The 2,500-nt window shown below is 43.3% G+C and carries 1 protein-coding gene and 2 rRNA genes (2 of these 3 cut by a window edge); all 3 read left to right on the plus strand.

The window, feature by feature from the left end; all coding sequences use genetic code 11:
- Positions 1-1,106, plus strand: a 23S ribosomal RNA gene (locus MHH42_RS01525); it begins 1,816 nt to the left of the window's first position.
- Between the two features lie 49 nt (positions 1,107-1,155).
- Positions 1,156-1,271, plus strand: a 5S ribosomal RNA gene (gene rrf, locus MHH42_RS01530).
- Between the two features lie 277 nt (positions 1,272-1,548).
- Positions 1,549-2,500 carry the 5' portion of an alpha/beta hydrolase gene (locus MHH42_RS01535; protein WP_002156179.1) on the plus strand. It continues 8 nt past the right edge of the window, so only the first 952 of its 960 coding nucleotides appear in the window; its start codon is at positions 1,549-1,551; its stop codon lies beyond the right edge, outside the window.

The following is a 2,500-nucleotide window of genomic DNA, read 5'->3' on the forward strand; positions in this document are numbered from 1 at the left end:
TCTCTGCGAAGCCGTAAGGCGAAGTATAGGGGCTGACACCTGCCCGGTGCTGGAAGGTTAAGGAGAGGGGTTAGCGTAAGCGAAGCTCTGAACTGAAGCCCCAGTAAACGGCGGCCGTAACTATAACGGTCCTAAGGTAGCGAAATTCCTTGTCGGGTAAGTTCCGACCCGCACGAAAGGTGTAACGATTTGGGCACTGTCTCAACCAGAGACTCGGTGAAATTATAGTACCTGTGAAGATGCAGGTTACCCGCGACAGGACGGAAAGACCCCGTGGAGCTTTACTGTAGCCTGATATTGAATTTTGGTACAGTTTGTACAGGATAGGCGGGAGCCATTGAAACCGGAGCGCTAGCTTCGGTGGAGGCGCTGGTGGGATACCGCCCTGACTGTATTGAAATTCTAACCTACGGGTCTTATCGACCCGGGAGACAGTGTCAGGTGGGCAGTTTGACTGGGGCGGTCGCCTCCTAAAGTGTAACGGAGGCGCCCAAAGGTTCCCTCAGAATGGTTGGAAATCATTCGTAGAGTGCAAAGGCATAAGGGAGCTTGACTGCGAGACCTACAAGTCGAGCAGGGACGAAAGTCGGGCTTAGTGATCCGGTGGTTCCGCATGGAAGGGCCATCGCTCAACGGATAAAAGCTACCCCGGGGATAACAGGCTTATCTCCCCCAAGAGTCCACATCGACGGGGAGGTTTGGCACCTCGATGTCGGCTCATCGCATCCTGGGGCTGTAGTCGGTCCCAAGGGTTGGGCTGTTCGCCCATTAAAGCGGTACGCGAGCTGGGTTCAGAACGTCGTGAGACAGTTCGGTCCCTATCCGTCGTGGGCGTAGGAAATTTGAGAGGAGCTGTCCTTAGTACGAGAGGACCGGGATGGACGCACCGCTGGTGTACCAGTTGTTCTGCCAAGGGCATAGCTGGGTAGCTATGTGCGGAAGGGATAAGTGCTGAAAGCATCTAAGCATGAAGCCCCCCTCAAGATGAGATTTCCCATAGCGTAAGCTAGTAAGATCCCTGAAAGATGATCAGGTTGATAGGTTCGAGGTGGAAGCATGGTGACATGTGGAGCTGACGAATACTAATAGATCGAGGACTTAACCATATAATATGTAGCAAATGTTATCTAGTTTTGAAGGAATATGCCTTCATAGTTTGGTGATGATGGCAGAGAGGTCACACCCGTTCCCATACCGAACACGGAAGTTAAGCTCTCTAGCGCCGATGGTAGTTGGGACCTTGTCCCTGTGAGAGTAGGACGTCGCCAAGCAAGCTTAAGACGAGTCAGGATGACTCGTCTTTTTTGTGTTTTATAACTTCTTTTCAATGCTAAATACTACCTGGATTTTAAAGAACTCCCTATTCTTTTAAGATTTTTGGTTACATATCTATATAAGTTTTATTCTGTTTCTTTCGTGATTTTTAATATGTAATTTAAGATTTTCTATTTTATTTCTTATAGATAAGATTCACCGGTATGTTAAAATAGTACAGTTGTTTTTGAGGTACGTTAACATAAGAGATTTAATTTGGAAAAAGGAGATAATATGAAAAAGATAGGTATGATTACTATAGTAGTTTTAGTGCTTCTAACAATCGCGTATATGTTAGTTGGGAATTATTTTTATAACTACGCATTGAATGCGAAACAAGAAAAAGAATTTTTGCAAGATAACCCTCATTTGGCAGAAACAGTGAATGCATCGGGAGATGTATTGGCTACGAATGAAAAAAAGAATGCGGATTTTGTATCGAAATATAAACCGAACACATTAACTATACGTTCTTTCGATAAGCTGAATTTAAAAGGTTATGAATATATGAATGAATCATCTAGTCATAAATGGGCAATTGTAGTTCATGGATATAATGGCAGAGCATCAGAAATGACGAAATATATTCGGAACTTTTATGAACGAGGCTATAATGTCATAGCGCCAGACCTTCGTGGACATGGAAATAGTGAAGGGGATTATGTTGGTATGGGCTGGCATGATCGTAAAGATGTCCTACTGTGGATTCAACAAATTTTAAAGAAAGATCCTAATGCTGAAATAGCTCTATATGGTATTTCTATGGGGGGAGCAACTGTAATGATGACTTCAGGCGAAGATTTACCTTCAAACGTTAAAGTTATTATTGAAGATTGCGGATACTCAACTGTTAGTGATGAATTTACGTATCAACTAAAAGATTTATTCCACTTACCGAAGTTTCCTGTTATGAATGCGGCCAATACAGTTACTAAATTGAGGGCGGGATATGATTTAGAAGAGGCTTCAGCTGTGAAACAAGTTGAGAAAAGTAAAACACCTATGCTATTTATCCATGGGAATGCTGATACATTTGTTCCTTTTGAAATGTTAGATCAGGTGTATAATGCTGCAAAAGTAGAAAAAGAGAAGTTAATTGTTCCAGGTGCGGGGCATGGGGAAGCGGAGAAAGTAGATTCAAATAAATATTGGAATACTGTATGGAAATTCGTAGAGAAGTATATTC

This window comes from Bacillus sp. FSL L8-0099, from assembly GCF_038006385.1.
GTDB classification, from domain to species: domain Bacteria; phylum Bacillota; class Bacilli; order Bacillales; family Bacillaceae_G; genus Bacillus_A; species Bacillus_A toyonensis.